This window comes from Nocardioides sp. Kera G14, assembly GCF_020715565.1.
Classification (GTDB): Bacteria; Actinomycetota; Actinomycetes; order Propionibacteriales; family Nocardioidaceae; genus Nocardioides.
The window spans coordinates 516,185-535,475 of record NZ_CP085839.1 but is presented as its reverse complement, the minus strand read 5'-3'; the positions used below and the strand labels follow the sequence as shown (position 1 = coordinate 535,475).

The window sequence follows — 19,291 nt, the reverse complement described above, 5'->3', positions numbered from 1 at the left end:
TGATGAGGCCCGAAAAGCCTAGCGGAGATGGTCCTCAAGCCACGCGGGGAATTCTCGCAGGGACTCCAACACGACATGCGTGCCGGCGTCGAGGAGCTCCTCGCGGGTGCATCCCCCGGTGAGGACGCTGACACTGGTGACCCCGGCGGCGAGCGCTCCCTCGACGTCGTGGATGTGGTCGCCGACGTACACGCTCGCGCCCTCGGCCCTGAGGATCTCGGCCTTGCCGACACCCCAGACCCAGCCCTCGAGGTGGTCGACCTCGAAGCCGAGGTGGTCCACGTGGAGCTGCGCGTTGGGCTTGAACTTGCCGGTCACGACGATGACGCGTCCGCCGTGCTCGCGGACCGCGGCCATCGCCTCGTGGGCACCCGGCAGGGCCGGCACGTTGATGATCGCGTGGGCCGGGTAGAGGGCGCGGAAGCGGTCGGTGACCTGGGGGAGATCGGCCTCGGGGATGTACGGCGCCAGCATCACGTCAATGGGCGGTCCGAGCTTCTCGACGAGCTGCTCGGCGGGGAGCTCCACGCCGATCTCACCGCCCAGTGCACGCAGCACATCGGCGAAGCCCGGAGCGGTGTCGATCAGCGTCATGTCGAGGTCGAACCCGACGGTGAGCTGCCTTGACATGGCTCCGAGAGTAGTGCGCAGGTGCCAACCGTCGTGCCGATAGGGTCCGCACGTGGCCACAGACGAGCGCAGTTCCTGGAAGGTCTTCCGCGAGACCGTCATCCTGCTGGTCGTGGCGGTCGTCCTCGCCATCGCGGTCAAGACGTTCCTGGTGCAGGCGTTCTACATCCCCTCGGGCTCGATGGAGCCGGGCCTCCAGATCAACGACCGGATCCTCGTCGAGAAGCCGTCGTACTGGTTCAGCAGCCCGAAGCGCGGCGACATCGTCGTCTTCGGCGACCCGGGTGGCTGGCTCAACGAGGCCGAGAACGCCGGCCCCACCAGCGCCGTCTCCAAGGGCCTCGAGAAGATCGGGCTCTACCCCAGTGGCGGCCACCTCGTGAAGCGCGTCATCGGCGTGCCGGGTGACACCGTCGTCTGCTGTGACAAGCAGGGCCGGATCTCCGTCAACGGGACGCCTCTGGACGAGGACGAGTTCATCGACCCGCAGCAGACCTGTGACGGCCCGCAGGGCCCCGGCTGTGTGCCGGGATGGAAGGCCGTCGTGCCCAAGGGGAAGCTCTTCGTGATGGGCGACAACCGTGACGACTCGGCCGACAGCTCCTTCCACCTCTGTCAGTCCGGTGGTGACACGCCCTGTGATCCGTCGAGCGCCTTCGTCGACGAGAAGCTCGTCGTCGGGCGCGTGATCGCGCTCGTCTGGCCCTTCGGGCGGTTCAGCATCGAGCACCGCCCCGACGTCTTCGCCGACGTCGCTCCGGCCACGAAGTAGCTGACGGCTCTGGTGCGTGCGATCGCAAGGCGCCGGAGGGAAGGCGGCCCGGGTTTGGCCGTCGACCGACGAGCAACGCCGCGAGCGTGCGTGCCAGGGTCGTCAGCGGACGCGGATGGTGAGGCCGTCGCCCAGATCGATGAGCGCGCCACTCTCGAGCGTGACGGGAACGCCTGCGCGGAGCTCCTCGGGCTTGTGACCCGGCTGCACGACGAGGGTGCCGTTGGTCGAGCCGAGATCCGTCACGACCGCTCGGCCGGCCCTGTCGCCGGTGCCGGGCCTGACCTCGAGGTGCGTCGAGGAGATCTCCGAGTGCGGGCTCGGGACGGCGACGAGCAGCGGCTGGTCCTCCGGCGGGAAGCGACCCGCGTCGGGCCGACGGCCGATGACGACGAGACCGTCGACGTCGACCTCGGCGCCGCTGGAGAACGAGAGATGAGGAGCTGGTGCCGCCGGCGTCATCGGCGCGAGCGCCTCGGTGGGCTCCTCGTCGACGACCGCAGCCGGAGGCGTGCTCGGCGGGCCTGCCGGCGGCGCCGGCAGGCTCGGCGGCGTGACGGGAAGGCCGGTCGGCGGCCCGGCCGGGACGGGCGGGAGCGGGGGTACGTCGGGCGTCCATGACGGCGGGGCGCCAAGCGGGTCCACGTCGTCGATCACCGGGATGTCGTCGGTGGCCGCATCCTCGTCACCCTCGAGGTCGGTGTCGCTCACATCAGCGTCGGCGGGGTCACTCGAGCTCAGGGCGTCGGCCTCGCCGCTGGCAGACGCCTCGTCGTCGACGTACTCACCGAAGAGGGCGTCGTGCACCTCGGTCGGCGCGTCACCGAAGTCGCCCTGCTCCGACTCGAGGAGCTCGTCGTCCTCGGCGAGGTCGTCGAGCTCGTCGGCCTCGTCGTCACCGGCCTCCTCCTCGTCTGACGGGTCGGACTCGTCGACGAGGTCGGCCAGGTCGTCGTCCGAGGAGGCGTCGGGCGCGAGGCCGAGCGGCGCGGCCACCGGAGGTACGGGCGGCGGGGGCGTCGTGGGCGGCGCAGGGATGACGGCCGGCTCGTCTGCCAGGAAGTCGACGTCCGCGGCGGGCAGCTCTGCGGATCCAGCCGGGTCGGCAAGCGGTGCGAGCTGGACGACCGAGGCCAGGCGCGAGCCGCGGCTCGGTGTCCGCAGGGCGCCGAGGCGGACGAGACCCTCACTCACCGCGAGCGGGGTGCCGTCCGCGGGTTCGTCGGGCAGGGAGATGGCGTAGGCGCTGGCGGCGAGCGTGCGCTCGCTCCACATCGAGCCGGGGTCGGCCGAGACGACCACAGGACCCTCGGCGGTGTCGAAGGTGGCGGTGGCGCCGCCGCGCACGAGGACGCGGACGGAGTCACCGCTGTCCGCGAGGAGGACGAAGCCGGGCAACGACGAGAGGCCGCCCGCCACCAGGGCGTCAAGCACGGCGTCGAAGCCGGCACCGTCGTCGACGAGCGGCCACAGCGCGCCGGCGCGGGCCTTCTCGGTCCCGGGCAGCAACACCGTCGCGTTCACGCCCACGATCCCCAGCCAGCCACCCGGTCGATAGGAGAGGGTCCGTTCAGTCACAGGCACATCCCACCACACCACCCTCCACTACCGTTGGAGGGATGAGCGGTCAGATGGAGGCAGGCGAGGGCTTCCGCTCCCTCGCCGACCAGCTCCGCTCGTGGGACGACGAGCAGATGGGACGGCTGCTGCACGCGCGCCCAGACCTGGCCAGCCCTGCTCCGCAGGACTCCGCCCAGCTGGCCGCCCGCGCCTCGACCAGGGCGAGTGTGAGCCGGGCGCTGGACGGTCTCACCCACTTCGAGCTCGCGCTGGTCGGTGCCGTGATGACCTCCCAGCCCGTGCTTCGGACCTCGCTCGAGGCACGCGGCGAAGCGGTCTCTGCCGCCCTGTCACTGTTGCTGGAACGTGCGCTCGTGTGGAGCTCCTCGGCTGGCCTGCGGGTGGCGAGCGGCGTGAGCGAGGCGCTCGCGCCGGGGAGCTTCCCGACCTCCACCTCCCCCGAGCCGCCGGGCCTTCCCACCTCTGCGCGCTCATCGCAGCTCGTCGACCGTGCTGCCGCAGGCGCCGCCTTCGAGGCCGTACGCCGACTAGAGCTGCTCCTCGACACGTGGGGCACACGGCCGGCCACCGCGCTGCGCACCGGCGGGCTCGGTGTGCGTGAGCTCAAGGCGCTCGCCGCCCGGGTCCAGGTGGACGAGCAACAGGCCGCACTTCTGGCTGAGGTCGCCGTGGCGGCCGGACTCGCCGCGACCGCCGCGGACGAGGACGGCAACCCGTCCTGGATGCCGACCGACGCGTTCGACGCATGGAGCGCCCGACCGACCGCCGAGCGCTGGCTCGTGATGGCCCGCGCGTGGCTCGACCTCGAGCGCGCTCCCGGCCTCGTCGGGGGTCGTGACTCAGCCGGCAAGCCCGTCAATGCGCTCGTCGCCGAGCTCGTCTCACCCGACCTCGCTGAGACCCGCCGCATGGTGCTTGCGTCGCTCGCCGAGCTGCCCGCAGGGGAGGTGCTGGCCGCCACCACCGGCGTGCCGGCGCTGGTCGCGCGCCTCGGGTGGCTACGCCCGCGGCGGTCGCGGGCGCGGGAGAGCCAGGTGCTGTGGGCGGTGACCGAGGCGGGGTTCCTCGGGGTGACCGGACTGGACGGGCTGTCGACGTACGGCCGGAGGCTGGTGGCCGGCGAGACCGAGGGCGCGACGGCGGTGCTGGCCGAGCTGTTGCCGGCGCCCGTCGACCACGTGCTGCTCCAGGCGGACCTGACGGCGGTGGCCCCGGGGCCACTCGAGCCGACGCTCGCGCGGCAGCTCGCCCTGGTGGCGGAGGTGGAGTCACGGGGCGGGGCGACCGTCTACCGGTTCACGACGGCGAGCGTGCGCGGCGGACTGGACGCAGGCTGGACGGCGGCGGAGATCCACGCCTTCCTCGCGACCGTCTCGCGCACACCGGTGCCGCAGCCGCTGACCTATCTCGTCGACGACACGGCACGCACCTACGGCTCGATCCGGGTGGGTCATGCCGAGGCCTTCCTGCGTGCCGACGACGAACACGCGCTCGCGGAGCTGATGCACCACCCGAAGGCCTCCACGCTGGGCCTGCGGCGGATCGCGCCGACCGTCCTCATCTCGACGACGCCGATCGACATCCTCCTCCCCCGGCTCCGCGAGCTCGGCGCCGCACCCGTCGTCGAGGCGGCTGACGGATCGGTGCACATCGCGCGCCCCGACGCCCACCGCGCCCGCCTCCCTCGCAGCCGACGCAGCGGAGCGGCCGTCGCCGTGGCCCGCGAGGCCGCCCGCGTCCCCGGCGTGGTCGCCGCCATCCGTGCCGGCGACGCCGCAGCCGCCTCCCGCCCTCGTCGGGACGGGCCGCTCTCACCTGCCGATGCGCTGGCCGAGCTGCGCGACGCCATCGACTCGGCGCAGTCCGTCGTCCTGACGTACGTCGACAACCACGGCACCCTCTCCGACCGCGTCGTCGCACCGCGCGCGATCCGGGAGGGTCAGCTGCTCGCCGAGGACCAGCGCTCCGCCGAGGACCGGATGTTCGCGATCCACCGCATCCGCGACGTGCGCGCCCTCTGAGTGGTGAGCGCGCCTCACTCCCTCAGGGCGGGGTCAGGCACTCGCATCCCGGGGTGTTCAGGCGCGACCGGGCTCCGCCGAGGTGAGCACGAGGCGGTTTCCGCGGTAGTCGTAGTGGTTCATCGCATCCAGCCGCGGCGAGTAGGCGTGGAGCGAGAGCGCCGGCAGCGGACCGGCGTTGCGCACGTTGTGGACGTGCCCGGCGGCGTAGGCCCGGGCGTCACCCGGCGTGAGGTCGGCGAGCTGGAGGCCGCCGTCGACGTCGTACTCCACCAGGGCGCCCGACAGCACGGTGTAGGCACCCGTCGCGGTGCCGTGGTCGTGGTAGCCGGTGTCGGCGCCGGGCGCCCACGTGATGAGCCAGACCTCGAGGTCGTCGGCGCGCTGGAGCAGGAGGACGTCGCGTCCGTCCGAGGGGGCCTCGAGCAGATGGAGGAGGGCCGGGTCGCGCGAGTAGTCACGGAGGGCCTCGAGCAGCGGGAGCACGGTCAGGGCGGTCATGACTGAATACTAGAGTAAGTAACTCGACTTTATGCAATACGCGTCCGCAGCCAGCCCACTCGTAGGATTGCCCCTCGTGGATGGACCCCTGATCGTGCAGTCGGACAAGACCCTGCTGCTCGAGGTGGACCATCCGGCGGCAGGCGAGGCGCGCAAGGCCATCGCCCCGTTCGCCGAGCTGGAGCGCTCGCCGGAGCACATTCACACCTATCGCCTCACGCCGCTCGGGCTCTGGAATGCCCGCGCGGCCGGCCACGACGCCGAGCAGGTCATCGACGCACTCCTCTCCCACAGTCGTTACGCCGTGCCGCACGCACTGCTCGTCGACATCGCCGAGACGATGGCGCGCTACGGCCGCCTCAGGCTGGAGAAGCACCCGACCCACGGCCTCGTGCTGGCCTCCACCGACGCCGCCGTCTTCACCGAGGTCGTCCGCTCCAAGAAGGTTGCCGGCATGCTGGGCGCCCGCGTCGATGACGAGGTGCCCGACGCCGAGGCCGCGATCGTCGTGCACGGCTCGGAGCGCGGCAACCTCAAGCAGGCCCTGCTGAAGCTCGGCTGGCCGGCCGAGGACTACGCCGGGTACGTCGACGGCGAAGCCCATCCGATCGAGCTCGACCAGTCCGGGTGGGAGCTCAGGCCGTATCAGTCCGAGGCGGCCGAGTCCTTCTGGCACGGCGGGTCGGGTGTCGTCGTACTGCCGTGCGGGGCCGGCAAGACGCTGGTCGGTGCCGCAGCGATGGCGCACGCGAAGGCGACGACACTCATCCTCGTCACCAACGCCGTCTCGGCGCGCCAGTGGAAGGACGAGCTCGTCAAGCGGACCTCCCTCACCGAGGACGAGATCGGCGAGTACTCCGGCACCAGCAAGGAGATCCGCCCCGTCACGATCGCGACCTACCAGGTGCTCACGCTCAAGCGGAAGGGCGTCTACCCGCACCTCGAGCTGCTCGACGCCCGAGACTGGGGTCTCATCGTCTACGACGAGGTGCATCTGCTGCCCGCGCCGATCTTCCGGATGACCGCCGACCTGCAGGCCCGCCGCCGCATCGGCCTCACCGCGACGCTCGTGCGTGAGGACGGCCGCGAGGGCGACGTCTTCTCCCTCATCGGCCCCAAGCGGTACGACGCCCCGTGGAAGGACATCGAGTCGCAGGGCTACATCGCGCCGGCCGACTGCGTCGAGGTCCGCGTGACCCTGCCCTCGGCCGAGCGGATGATCTACGCCACGGCCGAGCCGGAGGAGCGCTATCGCCTCGCGTCCTGTACGCACCACAAGATCGACGTGGTTCAGTCACTCGTGACCAAGCACAAGGGACAGCCGACGCTGATCATCGGCCAGTACCTCGAGCAGCTGCACGAGCTCTCGGAGGCGCTCGACGCCCCGGTCATCTCGGGTGAGACGCCGGTGAAGGAGAGGCAGCGCCTGTACGACGCCTTCCGCTCGGGCGAGCTCGGACTGCTCGTCGTCTCGAAGGTCGCGAACTTCTCCATCGATCTGCCTTCTGCGGAGGTGGCGATCCAGGTGTCCGGCTCCTACGGCTCACGCCAGGAGGAGGCCCAGCGCCTCGGCCGCCTGCTCCGCCCCGGCCCTCCCCTGCCCGACGGCTCTCGCAAGGTCGCGCACTTCTACACCGTCGTGTCGCGGGACACCGTCGACGCCGACTTCGCCCAGAACCGCCAGCGCTTCCTCGCCGAGCAGGGCTACGCCTACCGGATCATCGACTCGGACGACATCGACAAGGCGCTCGACGCCTGATCAGGAGGCGACGCGGTTCCCGTAGCGCTGGCGTGCAGCCTCGCCACTGGTGCCCAGCACCTGACCGATGTCCTTCCAGGTCATGCCCGCGCCGCGAGCGGCCACGACGCGATCGAGTAACTCCGCCTCGACCTCCGACCGCTTGCCCGCCGCCAGTACCAATCGGGCACGAGCCGACAGGACCGGATCTTCGGCACCGTCTTCTCCCAACGACTCGAAGTAGTCAGCCAGCTCGTCCTGGATGGCAATCAGCTGATCGAGATTCCGGACCACAGGATCACCTCAAGAACTTTCGTCGGGCAGGTCGCATGGCGTGAACCGCGACGATTGTCCTCCACCTCCGGACCAAGCCGACCTCAATCAGATTGCCAGCACGATCAGGCCCAATCCGCATCTCCAAGCCCTCCTCAAGCTGGCTGACAACGATCGCGTTCTCGACCGCATGCAGGATGTCTTCGTCGACGATCCCGTGGCGGTGTGCCGAGCCCACCACGATGACTTCCCTTTCTTTGCTCACAAGTTTCCTTGCCCGCAGCGAAAGGGTCAAGCCCGCGCGATCGCGCTCCGCCGGCCGGCGGCTCGGTTCCAGTGACCTGCGCATGGCACGCATACGAACCCCACGAACTCAAGGGCGTGGCCGCCGGGAAGCTCCACGCTCCCGGAGGCCAGTTTGTGAGCCGGGGATCCGCATTGACGCCCCGCGGAGCCGCCGTGGAGACACGAGCAGCGAGGGCCGGACACAAACGGGTCGAGACGCGGGACGGAGGGGGCGTTGGGCAGCATGGCGGCTCCTAGATGAGATCGAGCCTCGAGACTCAGACCGCGCACCCCTACTTCGGCCACGCGGAGGGCACAGCTGTGGACACACGTGACTGGCGCACGGGCTGGGGAGAGCCGATGGCCCAGCTCGTGCCTGATGGGCTCTGCTAGACACACCGAAAAGCCGTCGTACAACAGGATTTCCGTTCCCTAGCGTCGTTCCTCGTGCCCAGAGCGGGCACACCTCTCAGCACCTGCAGAGATGACGAAAGGACAGACCAGAGGACACCACGATGGAGAAGATCACACCGAAGCTCATGAACTGGGCTTCGATCCTCGAGGACAAGACCCGCGCGCAGGCACTGACGACGGCGACCATGCCGTTCGTCTTCCCGCACGTGGCGCTGATGCCGGACGCCCACCTAGGGCTGGGCGCAACGGTGGGGTCGGTCATCCCGACCCTCGGCGCGATCATCCCGGCGGCGGTCGGCGTCGACATCGGTTGCGGCATGATCGCGGTCCGCACGCAGTACGCCGCCGGCGAGCTGCCGCGGGACCGGCGACCGCTGCGCGAGGCGATCGAGCGCGCGATCCCGCTGAGCGCCGGTGCCGCCAACCGCAAGGTCAGCCGTGCCCACACCGAGCAGCGCCTGGCCGAGCTCACCCGGATGGCGGAGCAGGCGGGCTTCGACCCGGCCTCCTACGCCAAGGCGTGGGAGCTCCAGCTCGGCACGCTCGGCTCGGGCAACCACTTCATCGAGGTGACGGTCGACGAGCTCGACCAGGTCTGGCTCTTCCTCCACTCCGGCTCGCGGGGTGTCGGCAACAAGATCGCGCAGCGGCACATCCGTGTCGCCGCCGACCTCTGCAAGAAGCAGTGGATCCAGCTGCCCGACCGGGACCTCGCCTACCTCGTCGAGGGCACGGACGAGTTCGACGCCTACATCCGCGAGATGCGCTGGGCACAGCACTACGCCCTGCTCAACCGCGAGGAGATGATGGACCGCGTCGTGCGGCAGTTCGCCGAGTGGGTGGGCCTCTCGTCGGCCGACGAGGTGCAGCGGCTCGAGGAGATCAACTGCCACCACAACTACACGGAGCAGGAGACCCACTGGGGCAAGCAGGTGTGGCTCTCCCGCAAGGGCGCGATCAACGCGGAGTCGGGGCGCGCGGGCCTGATCCCGGGGAGCATGGGGACGGCGTCGTACGTCGTCAGCGGGCTCGGCAACCGGCTGGCGCTCAACTCCGCACCCCACGGTGCCGGGCGCAGCTTCAGCCGCTCCGCCGCCCGACGGCAGTTCTCGACCGAGGACCTCAGGAAGGCGATGGTCGGCATCGAGTACCGCGACACCGACGCCTTCATCGACGAGATCCCGGCTGCGTACAAGGACATCGACCAGGTCATGGCCGACGCACGTGACCTCGTCGAGATCCGCCACACCCTCCGGCAGATCGTGAACGTCAAGGGCGACTGAGCGAGGCCAAGCGCCGGGCGTGCGCGTGTGCTTGCGCCGAGCGAAGGAGCCCACGGCCCGAAGGGCCGGTCGGGCGACTGACCGGGGGCGGTGAGATGGATGCGGTGCCTTCTCAGCCACGTCACTAGAATTGCGGCATGGCTGAGAAGGCGCTGCTCCTGGAGAACATCCACCCCCTCGCGGTCGAGACGCTCGAGCGTGCGGGCTTCGAGGTGGAGCTCAAGAGCGCGTCCATGTCCGAGGACGAGCTGATCGCCAACCTGCCCGGCGTGACCCTGCTGGGCATCCGCTCCAACACGCACCTGACCGAGAAGGTCTTCGACTCCGCCACGGACCTGCGTGCGGTCGGCTGCTTCTGCATCGGCACCAACCAGGTCGACCTCACCGCCGCGGCGAACAGGGGCATCGCCGTCTTCAACGCGCCGTTCTCCAACACCCGCAGCGTCGTCGAGCTCGTGATCGCCGAGATCATCAGCCTCGCCCGCCGCCTGCCGGAGAAGACCCAGAAGATGCACGCCGGCATCTGGGACAAGTCCGCCAAGGGCTCCCACGAGGTCCGCGGCCGCACGCTCGGCATCGTCGGCTACGGCAACATCGGCACCCAGCTCTCGAACCTCGCCGAGGCGATGGGCCTCCACGTCATCTTCTACGACGTCGCCGACCGCCTCGCCCACGGCAATGCCCGTCGGATGCCGAGCCTCGAGGCGCTCCTCGCCGAGGCCGACGTCGTGTCCCTGCACGTGGACGGCCGCCCGGGCAACGCCGGCATCTTCGGCGACGAGCAGTTCCGCCTGATGAAGCCGCGCAGCCTCTTCATCAACGCCGCCCGCGGCATGGTCGTCGACACCGCCGCGCTCCGCGAGCACATCCTGAGCGGCCACATCGCCGGCGCCGCGCTGGACGTCTTCCCGATCGAGCCCAAGGCCCAGGGTGACGAGTTCGAGAGCCCGCTGCGCGGCCTCGACAACGTCATCCTCACGCCTCACGTCGGCGGCTCGACGCAGGAGGCCCAGGAGGAGATCGGCCACTTCGTCGCCAACAAGCTCAAGAACTTCCAGCTCGAGGGCTCCACCGCCCTCAGCGTCAACCTCCCCGCCGTCCAGCCGCCGGCACTGTCCGAGGGCAGTCGCGTCGGCTTCCTGCACGTCAACGTCCCGGGCGTCCTGGCCGACGTCAACAGCGTGCTCGCGACCGAGGGCGCCAACGTCACCGGCCAGTACCTCGCCACCCGCGGCGAGCAGGGGTACGTCGTCACCGACCTGTCCGTCGAGCTCAGCGAGGGCGCGCTGGCGAAGCTGGAGGAGTCGCCGCACACACTGTGGCTCCGCCACTACAGCAGCTGAGTGTTGCGCCACTACTCCGCGTGAGGTTGAGTCTCTCCCCATGGAGTTGCCTCAACATTGGCCCTTGGCCGACGCTGACCCACTTCGCGACGAGCTGCTGACGGCGTACGCCGCCCCCGACCGTCGCTTCCACGGCATCCGCCACCTGCGCGAGGTGCTCGAGCACCTCGTCGAGCTCGCCAGCGAGGGCACACCGTTCGACCCGGAGCCGGTGACGCTGGCGGCGTGGTTCCACGACAGCGTCTACGACGGCGAGCGGGACTCCGAGGAGCGCGCCGCGGCGTGGGCGCGCGAGGCCCTTCCCGACCACGTCTCCGAGGAGACGGTGGAGGAGGTCGCCCGGCTGGTGCTGCTCACCGAGACCCACCAGCCCGAGGCCGGCGACAAGAACGGCGCCGCCCTCTGCGACGCCGACCTCGCGATCCTCGCCGACAGCGCCAGTCGCTACGGGGACTACGTCGCGTCGGTGCGCGCCGAGTTCGGGCACCTCGAGGATGCCGAGTTCACCGAGGGCCGCACCCACCTGATCGAGAAGCTGCTCGACCGTCCGACGATCTTCCACACCGCCCACGGACGGGCGGTCTGGGAGGCCGCGGCACGCACCAATCTGGCCGATGAGCTCGCCCAGCTCCAAGGTCGATAACGATTCGACTGGATCGATTCGTCACCGGACAATGTCACGAGTGGGATTCGCGACGTACGCCGAGGTGCTCAAGGAGCCGATCATCCGGCGCACGGTCCTCCTCGGGCTGGTCATCCGGATCCCGCTCTGGGCTGCCAACATCGTCCTGACGCTCCACGTCGTCACCCACCTGGGCCGCTCCTACGCCGAGGCCGGGCTGGTCGGCATGGTCGTCTCCGGTTGCCTCGCGATCAGCGGTCCGTGGCGCGGGCGGATGCTCGACCGCAAGGGACTGCGTACGGCGCTGACCCCCTCGCTCGTCGTCGGTGGGTTGGTCTGGTGCCTCGCACCTTGGGTCGGTTACTGGCCGCTCGCGCTGCTGGCCGGCCTCAGCGCGCTCTTCACCGTCCCGAGCTTCCCGATCATCCGTCAGGTGCTGATCAGCCACGTGCCGGACGAGCAGCGCACCACAGCGCTCTCGATCGACTCAGTGGCGGTCGAGGTGAGCTTCCTGATCGGCCCCGTCCTCGGCGTCTTCGCCGCCACGTGGCTGCCGACCCCGGTCGCGCTGATGATCTGCCAGTTGGCCGTCGTCGCCGGTGCCGCAGCCCTCTGGGTCGCCAACCCGCCGCTCAACAGCGTCCACTCCGACCTCTCGGCCGGCCACGTGCCGGTGCGCGCCTGGCTGTCGCCCACTGCGTGCGCCGTGCTCGCGATGACGATGATCTGCACGGTCATCCTCGCGGCGGAGGACCTCTCCACCGTCGCCGCCCTGCGGCACTGGGGCCGCCCGACCGACATCGGCTGGGTGCTGGCCCTGTGGGGAGCAGGCTCCGGGGTCGGCGGCCTCGTCTACGGCGCGATGAAGCGCCCGCCCAGCGCCGCCGCCCTGCTCATCCTGCTGGCCGGGTCGACCGCACTCGTCGCACTGGCGCCGCACCAGTGGTCGTTCGTCGTCCTCCTCACGCTCTCGGGCGCCTTCTGTGCACCGACCATCACCGCCACCGTCGACGCGCTCTCACGGCTGGTGCCGGCGAGCATCCGCGGCGAGGTGATGGGTTGGCACGGCTCGGCCCTCACCTTCGGCTCGGCCGCCGGCGCCCCGCTGATCGGCATCGCACTGGACCAGGGTGGCTGGGCCGCCGGATTCGGGTTCGCCGGCCTGGGCGGGCTCGCCGTCGCCGTACTCGCCCTCGTGGTCTCGAGGAGTTTCGCCGCTCGGGAGGTCGTCGTGGAGGAGGAGACGCCGCTGCTCCTGGCGCCCGACCCCCTTGCGGGTCCCTCAGAAGACGTCTCGCGGGCGGAACTGCACTGAGAGCCGTGGCCCGGCATGGGCCACCTTGGGCACCGCGTGCTCCCACGTCCGCTGGCACGACCCGCCCATGACGAGCAGGTCGCCGTGACCCATCTCGAAGGAGATCGAGTCGCCGCCACCCCGGGGTCGCAGGGCCAACCGACGCGGGTCGCCGAGCGAGACGATCGCCACCATGGTGTCGCTGGTGCGGCCACGCCCGATCGTGTCGCCGTGCCACGCCACCGAGTCACGGCCGTCGCGGTAGTAGCAACAGCCCGCCGTCCGGAAGCGCTCCCCCAGCTCCGCCTCGTAGTGGTCGCTCAGCGCCTCGCGCGCGTGCCGAAGCACCGTGTGCGGCAGCGACTCCCCCGCCATGTAGGTGTGCAGCAGCCGCGGTACGTCGACGACCCGGTCATACATCTGGCGCTGCTCAGCGCGCCAGGGCACCCGATCGATCAGCGCACGGAAGACGTCGTCCGCATCCGGCAGCCAGCCGCTCGCCACGTCCACCCACGCCCCACCCCGGAGCGGAGTGCGGGCCAGGCCCGCCATGTCGAACCCGTCGGAGTCCAGACCGGCGGTGGCGAAGAGTGAACCCTGGAAGTCCATACGCCCAGAGTAGAACATACTTTCGAATTGATTCCGCGGACACGGGACCATGGCCCCACCTATCCTCGAACTATGGACCAGGTGCTGGCGCCCCGCGTGCGCTCGCTGAAGCACGAGACCATCCGCGAGTACGTCCGCGGTCTCGTCGCTCAGGAGGAGCCCGGCACACCCGCCCCGTCCGAGCGCGAACTGGTCCACCGCTTCGGCGTCGCCCGCATGACGGTCCGCCAGGCCCTCGACGCCCTCGTCGTCGAAGGGCTGCTCGAGCGGATCCCCGGCCGCGGCACCTTCGTCGCACGTCCGCGACGCCGCGCCACGCCCGTCCTCTCCTTCACCGACGACGCCGTCCGCCGGGGCAAGGTCGCCGACTCACAGACACTGGTCTCCCGCCGCGAGGCGGCCTCGGAGTCCGTGGCCAAGGCGCTCGGCATCTCCGAGGGTGACGCGGTCATCTACTGGCGCCGGCTCCGCACCGTCGACGGCGCACCGACCTGTGTCGTCGACGCCTGGCTCAACGAGATCCTGCTGCCCGGCTTCCTGCACTCGCCGCTGCCGGCCAGCCTCTACGACGAGCTCGGAGCACGCGGCCTGCGTCCCACCTGGGCCGAGGACATCATCAACGTCGGCCCGTCGGTGCTCGATGAGGCCGCGCTGCTCGAGGTCCCGCGCGAGGCGTTGGTCGTCCGTGGTCAGCGCCGAGCCTTCGCCGGTGAGGTGATCGTCGAGGTCAGCCGCGCCGCGTGGCGGACGGACCGGTTCCAGCTGCGCCTCCAGCTCGGCACCACCGACTAGAGCGGCGGCATCCGGTCAGAAGCTGACGGTCGGTGCGGTCTGCTGGCCCTCGGGGGCCTTGTAGAAGTCGCGCTTGCCGACCTTGGCGAGGCCGGTGAAGAACATCCACGGGATCGTGACGACGAGCTTGTTGAGCGTCGAGACAGCGTCGTTGTAGTAGGTGCGCGCGAAGGCGATCTGGTTCTCGGTCTCGGCCAGCTGCTTCTGCAGGTCGAGGAAGTTCTGGTTGGCCTTGAGGTCGGGGTACGCCTCGACGGCGACGTTGAGCCTGCCGAGCGCGCCCTGCAGCTGGGCGTCGGCGGCGGCCTTGGCCGGGACGTCGGTGCCTGCGGCGGCGGCCTGGACGCCCGCCCGAGCGCGGGTGACCTCCTCGAGGACCTCCTTCTCGTGCGCGGCGTAGCCCTTGACGGTCTCGACGAGGTTCGGGATCAGGTCGGCGCGACGGGTGAGCTGGACGTCGATCCCACCCAGCGCCTCCTGGGCGCTGACGTCGGTGGAGCGCAGCCTGTTGAACCCCACGACCCCGAAGAGGACGAGGGCGACGACCACGACGAGGACGATGATCCCGATCAGCATGGCCGCATCCTGTCACTCACCAGGAGCCGCCGCCACCACCGCCGCCACCGCCGCCACCGCTGAAGCCACCGCCGCCGAAGCCGCCGCCTCCGGACGACGAGGAGGTCTGGGTGGCCGTGTAGGACGCGATCGCGCTGTTGACCGTGCTGTCGAAGTCGCGGACCAGGTCGGAGGTGACGTCGCCGCCGTGGGCGAGTACGGCACCGGCGTAGTACCCGCCGAAGTACGTCGGCACCGGCGGCTCGGACCCGACCTCGGTGCGGTACTTGTCCGCCCACTCCTTGGCACAGTCGAAGGCCACCGCCCACGGGATGTAGGCGGTGTACAGGTCCTGACGGCCGGAGAACTCGAAGCGGTCCTTGCTGCTGGGCGTGGACAGCACGCGCCGGAACCCTCCGAGCTGTGACCAGAGCTCACGGCCCGTCTTGGTGCGCTTGGTGCCGGCACCGGCCGCAGCCATCGAGAAGCCGAAGATGGCGAAGGCGCCCGGGATGATGCCGAGGATCGTCATCCCGAACGGGTTCCAGATCAGGTTGGCCAGCATGAGCGCGAGGCCGCCGAGCACGAGGAGACCGCCGACGCCCGCGAAGCCGGTCCGGGAGAGGTGTCCCTGCTCGATCGCGTAGAGCTTCACCGCCGACTTGAACGACTTCATCTCGCTCTGCAGCTTCTGGCCGGCGGTGACGTCACGCTTGCTCGCGGTGAAGGTGCCGTGGCCGCCGGCCAGCCGGTGCGCCGTCGTGAGCGCAAGGTCGGAGGGGTCGTCCGCCGCGACGGGAGCCACGCTCCACGAGTCCTCGCTGCGGTCCAGCGTGAGGACGCCGCGCTGGGCGCCGTCGAGGAGGGTGGCGACGAAGGCGTGCCGGGGAATGGTCTCGCGCAGGAGGTAGGCGCCCTGGGCCGGGTTGAGTCCCGGGGGCGGCGCGTAGACCAGCGGGAAGGGTGGCTCCTTCTCCCGCGCCCGTGCACCGAGCCGAGCGCCCAGAAGGGCGCCGGCCACACCGAGGATCAGAACGAGGATCGTGAGCCAGAGCTGCGTGCCGAGGACGTGGTCCCAGCGCATGGTCCACGGCAGATGGCCGCCCTCGGCGGGCGTCTTCAGGTCGAGGTGGGTGAGCAGGGTGACCGGCGTCCTGGCCGGCAGGGAGTCGAGGTGGATGCCCAGCTCGCGCGTGCCGGTGCCGGTCGGCGTACAGGGGACGGTGGCACTGCCCTGACCGACACCGCAGCGGACGGAGGTGGCTGCGTTCACGGGCAGCTTCACGGTGACGTCGACGTTCGTCATCGCCTGCTGCCAGCCGCCGGGCACGACGTTCCAGTAGAAGCTGCTGCCGCCGGCCTCGTCCTTCAGCAGGACGCCGGGGATCGTGTAGCGGATCTCGTAGTGGTGCGTCCCTCTGTCCAGCGTGGTGCCGGCATCGCCGATCTGGAGGACGGTGTAGCGCCCGCGTCCCTGACTCTCCTCGGAGTAGGGCTCCGCGGCACCGTCGCGGCTGACCGAGATGTCCTCAGGCGTACGTCGGGCGTGCGGTGCGTTCGGGTCGTAGCGGTCGAAGAAGCGGAAGATGCCGTGCCTGTCACCACTGGGGAAGTCCACGTCGATGGACTCCACGGCGCTCAGGTCGCCGTCCCGATCGACGGTGAAGCTCGCGTCGTAGCGGCTGATCGACGTCGGCTCGAAGGTCTCGTCCGCGCTCGGCGCGATGTCGAAGATCAGCGCCGGTGCGGCCAACAGACCGAGCATCACGAGCACGCCGACGACGTAGACGACGAAGCGGTTCACGCCCGCGACTCTAGGGGAGGAAATGGCCGAAGGGCCTGATCCTTTCGGACCAGACCCTTCGTGTGTGGTGCGTGGGACCTCGTCAGAAGTCCATACCGCCCATGCCGCCCATGTCGCCACCCGGCATGGCAGCGCCAGCCTTCTCCGGCTTGTCGGCGACGACAGCCTCGGTGGTGAGGAAGAGCGCCGCGATGGAGGCGGCGTTCTGCAGCGCGGAGCGCGTGACCTTGGCCGGGTCGATGATGCCCTCGGCCAGCAGGTCGACGTACTCGCCGGTGGCGGCGTTGAGGCCCTGGCCCGACGGAAGCGAGGCGACCTTCTCGGCCACGACGCCACCCTCGAGACCGGCGTTGATCGCGATCTGCTTGAGCGGGGCGGAGATGCCGGCCTTGACGATCGCGGCACCGGTGGCCTCGTCGCCGGTCAGGTCGGCCTCGAGCTTCTCGAAGACGGCCGCGCCGGCCTGGACGAGCGCGACACCACCACCGGGGAGGATGCCCTCCTCGACAGCAGCCTTGGCGTTGCGGACGGCGTCCTCGATGCGGTGCTTGCGCTCCTTGAGCTCGACCTCGGTCGCCGCGCCGACCTTGATGACGGCCACGCCGCCGGCCAGCTTGGCGAGGCGCTCCTGGAGCTTCTCGCGGTCGTAGTCGGAGTCCGACTTGTCGATCTCGGCGCGGATCTGGTTGACCCGGCCCTCGATCTGGGCCTGGTCGCCCGCGCCCTCGACGATGGTGGTCTCGTCCTTGGTGATGACGACCTTGCGGGCCTGGCCGAGGAGGCTCAGGTCGGCGGTGTCGAGCTTGAGGCCGACCTCCTCGGAGATGACCTGGCCACCGGTGAGGATCGCGATGTCCTGGAGCATGGCCTTGCGGCGGTCACCGAAGCCCGGGGCCTTGACGGCGACGGACTTGAAGGTGCCCTTGATCTTGTTGACGACCAGCGTGGAGAGGGCCTCGCCGTCGGTGTCCTCGGCGATGATGACCAGCGGCTTGCCGGACTGGATGACCTTCTCGAGCAGCGGCAGGACGTCCTTGACGGAGCTGATCTTCTGGTTGGCGATCAGGATGTAGGGGTCCTCGAGGACCGCCTCCATGCGCTCGGGGTCGGTGACGAAGTAGGCCGAGATGTAGCCCTTGTCGAAGCGCATGCCCTCGGTGAGCTCGAGGTCGAGGCCGAAGGTGTTGGACTCCTCGACCGTGATCACGCCCTCCTTGCCGACCTTGTCCATGGCCTCGGCGATGAGCTCGCCGACCGTGGTGTCAGCGGCGGAGATGGACGCGGTGGCGGCGATCTCCTCCTTGGTCTCGATCTCCTTGGCGTTGGAGAGGAGCTGGGCGGAGATGGCGTCGACGGCCTTCTCGATGCCCTTCTTCAGACCCATCGGGTTGGCGCCGGCGGCCACGTTGCGCAGGCCCTCGCGGACGAGTGCCTGGGCGAGGACGGTCGCGGTCGTCGTACCGTCGCCGGCGACGTCGTCGGTCTTCTTCGCGACCTCCTTGACCAGCTCGGCGCCGATCTTCTCGTAGGGGTCCTCGAGCTCGATCTCCTTGGCGATGGAGACACCGTCGTTGGTGATCGTGGGGGCGCCCCACTTCTTCTCGAGGACGACGTTGCGGCCCTTCGGGCCGAGGGTGACCTTGACGGCGTCAGCGAGGGTGTTCATACCCCGCTCGAGGCCACGGCGGGCCTCCTCGTTGAAGGCAATCAACTTAGGCATGCTCTATGGCTTCCTTCGTACGTCGTGAGTGGAACTGTGGAAGTTCTTGGTTGTCACTCTCCTGTCGAGAGTGCCAGCTTCATGTTTAGCACTCGACCCCCGAGAGTGCAAGAAAGATGGTTGGTCCGGTCGCTCAGGTGGTCGCCGGGGCGGCGTGGCCGAAGGGGAGCGTGTCGCGCTCACCGAGAGCCGCGAGGACGGACGGGATCAGGGCCTCTGCCGTACGTCGGTAGCCGAGCTCACTCGGGTGAAACTGGTCGATCGCGAACATGTCGTCGGGATTCGTCACGAAGAACGGCCCGACGACGTGGGCGAGCGAGACGACGTGCGCACCTGCCTCGAGCGCGGCCTCACGCTGGGCGGCAGCCAACTGGCGGGAGGCCCGAGCGGCGAGGCTGCGCAGAGGATCCGGCAGCGGACGCAGGGCGCCGAGGTCGGGGCAGGTGCCGACCACCACCGCGGCACCGCGGGAGCGCAGCGAGTCGATCACCGCCACGAGGTCGCGGGTCGACTCGCTGAGCGGGATCCGATGGGTGACGTCGTTGCCTCCGACGATGACCACGGCGACGTCGGGGGCGTAGTCGTCCTCGAGGGTGGCGAGCTGCTGCTCGGGGAGCATCCACGTCTCCGCGCCGACCTTGGCGACCGTCCGCAGTCGCACCGGGCGCTCGAGCTGGTCGCCGAGCTCCTTGGCCAGTCGTGCGCCCAGGGTGCCCTTGGGTCGCGTGGCTCCGAGGCCGGCGGCGATCGAGTCCCCGACGATCAGGAGGTCGAGCGGCTCGCCCATCGCGGTGTAGCGGCGGCGATAGACCTTGTCCGCATCCAGCGCGACCTCACCGAGCGGCTTGCCGATGATCTCGCGGGCGTGGGCGGCCTGCTTCTTGAGCAGCTGCATGAACCCGGCCGCACCGAGCACGGCCACTCCCCCGACGAGTGCCGCCGTCGCCCCCGCGCCGGCCAGCATCTTCACGTTCCGGTCCACGTCACCTGTCTACCCGGCGCGGGTGAATCAGCGGCGAACTCCCCAAAGTGTCACGGTGACCCTTTGCGCTGT

General features: G+C 70.0%; 18 protein-coding genes. 9 read left to right on the top strand and 9 right to left on the bottom strand.

What is annotated here, in order from left to right; genetic code table 11:
- Window positions 1–18: 18 nt before the first annotated feature.
- Window positions 19–630: an HAD family hydrolase gene (locus tag LH076_RS02705; RefSeq protein ID WP_227782467.1), complete on the bottom strand. Its 612-nt coding sequence runs from the start codon at window positions 628–630 to the stop codon at window positions 19–21.
- A gap of 52 nt (window positions 631–682) precedes the next feature.
- Here LH076_RS02705 and lepB point away from each other — a divergent pair, with 52 nt between their 5' ends.
- Complete coding sequence (gene lepB / locus LH076_RS02700; RefSeq protein ID WP_227782466.1) at window positions 683–1,402, top strand: signal peptidase I; 720 nt, start codon at window positions 683–685, stop codon at window positions 1,400–1,402.
- 102 nt (window positions 1,403–1,504) lie between these two features.
- Here the strand turns inward: lepB and LH076_RS16925 are convergent, their stop codons facing one another.
- Window positions 1,505–2,980, bottom strand: a complete 1,476-nt coding sequence (locus tag LH076_RS16925; RefSeq protein WP_265333830.1) for an FHA domain-containing protein — start codon at window positions 2,978–2,980, stop codon at window positions 1,505–1,507.
- Between the two features lie 41 nt (window positions 2,981–3,021).
- Between LH076_RS16925 and LH076_RS02690 the strand changes: the two genes are divergently transcribed.
- Window positions 3,022–5,004, top strand: a complete 1,983-nt coding sequence (locus LH076_RS02690) for a helicase-associated domain-containing protein (protein WP_227782465.1) — start codon at window positions 3,022–3,024, stop codon at window positions 5,002–5,004.
- Between the two features lie 57 nt (window positions 5,005–5,061).
- Here the strand turns inward: LH076_RS02690 and LH076_RS02685 are convergent, their stop codons facing one another.
- Window positions 5,062–5,505, bottom strand: a complete 444-nt coding sequence (locus tag LH076_RS02685; RefSeq protein WP_227782464.1) for a cysteine dioxygenase — start codon at window positions 5,503–5,505, stop codon at window positions 5,062–5,064.
- Between the two features lie 31 nt (window positions 5,506–5,536).
- Here LH076_RS02685 and LH076_RS02680 point away from each other — a divergent pair, with 31 nt between their 5' ends.
- The gene (locus LH076_RS02680; protein WP_227782463.1) at window positions 5,537–7,264 is read left to right on the top strand and encodes a DNA repair helicase XPB; all 1,728 of its coding nucleotides are present in this window, start codon (window positions 5,537–5,539) and stop codon (window positions 7,262–7,264) included.
- Here the strand turns inward: LH076_RS02680 and LH076_RS02675 are convergent, their stop codons facing one another.
- Complete coding sequence (locus LH076_RS02675; protein ID WP_227782462.1) at window positions 7,265–7,537, bottom strand: hypothetical protein; 273 nt, start codon at window positions 7,535–7,537, stop codon at window positions 7,265–7,267. It lies immediately after the preceding gene.
- A 40-nt stretch (window positions 7,538–7,577) separates the two neighbouring features.
- Here LH076_RS02675 and LH076_RS02670 point away from each other — a divergent pair, with 40 nt between their 5' ends.
- The 5 genes from LH076_RS02670 to LH076_RS02650 all read left to right on the top strand — a co-directional run bounded on the left by LH076_RS02670 (window position 7,578) and on the right by LH076_RS02650 (window position 12,778).
- Window positions 7,578–7,856 carry a hypothetical protein gene (locus tag LH076_RS02670; RefSeq protein ID WP_227782461.1) on the top strand — a complete coding sequence of 93 codons (279 nt, stop codon included), beginning with the start codon at window positions 7,578–7,580 and terminating at the stop codon, window positions 7,854–7,856.
- Window positions 7,857–8,316: 460 nt separating this feature from the next.
- Complete coding sequence (locus LH076_RS02665; protein WP_227782460.1) at window positions 8,317–9,498, top strand: RtcB family protein; 1,182 nt, start codon at window positions 8,317–8,319, stop codon at window positions 9,496–9,498.
- Between the two features lie 137 nt (window positions 9,499–9,635).
- On the top strand, window positions 9,636–10,841 hold the full coding sequence (serA, locus tag LH076_RS02660; RefSeq protein ID WP_227782459.1) for a phosphoglycerate dehydrogenase: 1,206 nt from the start codon (window positions 9,636–9,638) through the stop codon (window positions 10,839–10,841).
- Between the two features lie 64 nt (window positions 10,842–10,905).
- The gene (locus LH076_RS02655; RefSeq protein WP_227782458.1) at window positions 10,906–11,484 is read left to right on the top strand and encodes a hypothetical protein; all 579 of its coding nucleotides are present in this window, start codon (window positions 10,906–10,908) and stop codon (window positions 11,482–11,484) included.
- A gap of 31 nt (window positions 11,485–11,515) precedes the next feature.
- Window positions 11,516–12,778 carry an MFS transporter gene (locus LH076_RS02650; RefSeq protein WP_227782457.1) on the top strand — a complete coding sequence of 421 codons (1,263 nt, stop codon included), beginning with the start codon at window positions 11,516–11,518 and terminating at the stop codon, window positions 12,776–12,778.
- Here the strand turns inward: LH076_RS02650 and LH076_RS02645 are convergent.
- Window positions 12,746–13,366, bottom strand: a complete 621-nt coding sequence (locus tag LH076_RS02645) for an alpha-ketoglutarate-dependent dioxygenase AlkB (RefSeq protein ID WP_227782456.1) — start codon at window positions 13,364–13,366, stop codon at window positions 12,746–12,748. The two genes, LH076_RS02650 and LH076_RS02645, sit on opposite strands and share 33 nt — an antisense overlap.
- A 72-nt stretch (window positions 13,367–13,438) precedes the next feature.
- Between LH076_RS02645 and LH076_RS02640 the strand changes: the two genes are divergently transcribed.
- The gene (locus LH076_RS02640) at window positions 13,439–14,158 is read left to right on the top strand and encodes a GntR family transcriptional regulator (protein WP_227782455.1); all 720 of its coding nucleotides are present in this window, start codon (window positions 13,439–13,441) and stop codon (window positions 14,156–14,158) included.
- 15 nt (window positions 14,159–14,173) lie between these two features.
- Here the strand turns inward: LH076_RS02640 and LH076_RS02635 are convergent, their stop codons facing one another.
- The 4 genes from LH076_RS02635 to LH076_RS02620 all read right to left on the bottom strand — a co-directional run bounded on the left by LH076_RS02635 (window position 14,174) and on the right by LH076_RS02620 (window position 19,219).
- Window positions 14,174–14,734 carry a LemA family protein gene (locus LH076_RS02635; RefSeq protein ID WP_227782454.1) on the bottom strand — a complete coding sequence of 187 codons (561 nt, stop codon included), beginning with the start codon at window positions 14,732–14,734 and terminating at the stop codon, window positions 14,174–14,176.
- 16 nt (window positions 14,735–14,750) lie between these two features.
- A complete protein-coding gene (locus LH076_RS02630) occupies window positions 14,751–16,517 on the bottom strand; it encodes a DUF2207 domain-containing protein (RefSeq protein ID WP_227782453.1) in 1,767 nt (588 codons plus the stop codon).
- Window positions 16,518–16,599: 82 nt separating this feature from the next.
- Window positions 16,600–18,237, bottom strand: coding sequence for a chaperonin GroEL (gene groL, locus LH076_RS02625; RefSeq protein ID WP_227782452.1), 1,638 nt, complete (start codon window positions 18,235–18,237; stop codon window positions 16,600–16,602).
- Window positions 18,238–18,370: 133 nt separating this feature from the next.
- Window positions 18,371–19,219, bottom strand: coding sequence for an SGNH/GDSL hydrolase family protein (locus LH076_RS02620; protein WP_227782451.1), 849 nt, complete (start codon window positions 19,217–19,219; stop codon window positions 18,371–18,373).
- Window positions 19,220–19,291 lie beyond the last annotated feature (72 nt).

Excerpts from the sequence above, each read along its gene's own strand:
- LH076_RS02705 (WP_227782467.1), bottom strand. The coding sequence starts at position 630 with ATGTCAAGGCAGCTCACCGTCGGGTTCGACCTCGACATGACGCTGATC.
- LH076_RS02690 (WP_227782465.1), top strand. The coding sequence starts at position 3,022 with ATGAGCGGTCAGATGGAGGCAGGCGAGGGCTTCCGCTCCCTCGCCGAC.
- LH076_RS02685 (WP_227782464.1), bottom strand. The coding sequence starts at position 5,505 with ATGACCGCCCTGACCGTGCTCCCGCTGCTCGAGGCCCTCCGTGACTAC.
- LH076_RS02680 (WP_227782463.1), top strand. The coding sequence starts at position 5,537 with ATGCAATACGCGTCCGCAGCCAGCCCACTCGTAGGATTGCCCCTCGTG.
- LH076_RS02665 (WP_227782460.1), top strand. The coding sequence starts at position 8,317 with ATGGAGAAGATCACACCGAAGCTCATGAACTGGGCTTCGATCCTCGAG.
- serA (WP_227782459.1), top strand. The coding sequence starts at position 9,636 with ATGGCTGAGAAGGCGCTGCTCCTGGAGAACATCCACCCCCTCGCGGTC.
- LH076_RS02650 (WP_227782457.1), top strand. The coding sequence starts at position 11,516 with ATGTCACGAGTGGGATTCGCGACGTACGCCGAGGTGCTCAAGGAGCCG.
- LH076_RS02645 (WP_227782456.1), bottom strand. The coding sequence starts at position 13,366 with ATGGACTTCCAGGGTTCACTCTTCGCCACCGCCGGTCTGGACTCCGAC.
- LH076_RS02640 (WP_227782455.1), top strand. The coding sequence starts at position 13,439 with ATGGACCAGGTGCTGGCGCCCCGCGTGCGCTCGCTGAAGCACGAGACC.
- LH076_RS02635 (WP_227782454.1), bottom strand. The coding sequence starts at position 14,734 with ATGCTGATCGGGATCATCGTCCTCGTCGTGGTCGTCGCCCTCGTCCTC.
- groL (WP_227782452.1), bottom strand. The coding sequence starts at position 18,237 with ATGCCTAAGTTGATTGCCTTCAACGAGGAGGCCCGCCGTGGCCTCGAG.